Source organism: Tersicoccus solisilvae, from assembly GCF_014643255.1.
GTDB lineage: Bacteria > Actinomycetota > Actinomycetes > Actinomycetales > Micrococcaceae > Tersicoccus > Tersicoccus solisilvae.
On record NZ_BMJI01000092.1, the window covers coordinates 1 to 549 of the forward strand.

The 549-nt window shown below is 56.8% G+C and carries 1 protein-coding gene; it reads left to right on the top strand.

The window, feature by feature from the left end; translation table 11 throughout:
• A partial coding sequence (locus IEX22_RS16400; protein WP_188669295.1) for a molybdopterin-dependent oxidoreductase occupies nt 1-549 on the top strand: 549 nt, incomplete at both ends.

Genomic DNA, 549 nt, shown 5'->3' on the forward strand with positions numbered 1-549 from the left:
GAGAAAAAAGCCAAGAATCCGGGTAACGGCAAGTTCAGCGATATCAGCTTCGATGAGTACGCCAAGTTTGTCAGCCGCTACACTCTGGAATACGCCAGCGAAATGAGCGGCGTGGAGAAAGAGCGTCTGCTGGAGCTGGCCAAGGCCTATGCCGATCCCAAGGTCAAGGTGATGAGCCTGTGGACCATGGGTATCAACCAACACGTGCGTGGGGTTTGGGCCAACAACATGCTCTATAACCTGCACCTGTTGACCGGCAAGATTGCCACTCCAGGTAACAGCCCCTTCTCTCTCACAGGCCAACCCTCAGCCTGTGGTACCGCCCGTGAAGTCGGCACCTTTGCCCACCGTCTGCCCGCCGACATGGTGGTCAACAACGACAAACACCGCGCCATCACAGAAAAGGCCTGGCAGCTGCCTGAAGGCACTATTCCGCCCAAGCCGGGTTTCCACGCCGTGTTGCAGAGCCGGATGCTGAAAGACGGCAAGCTCAACTGCTACTGGACCATGTGTACCAACAATATGCAGGCCGGCCCCAACATCAACGAT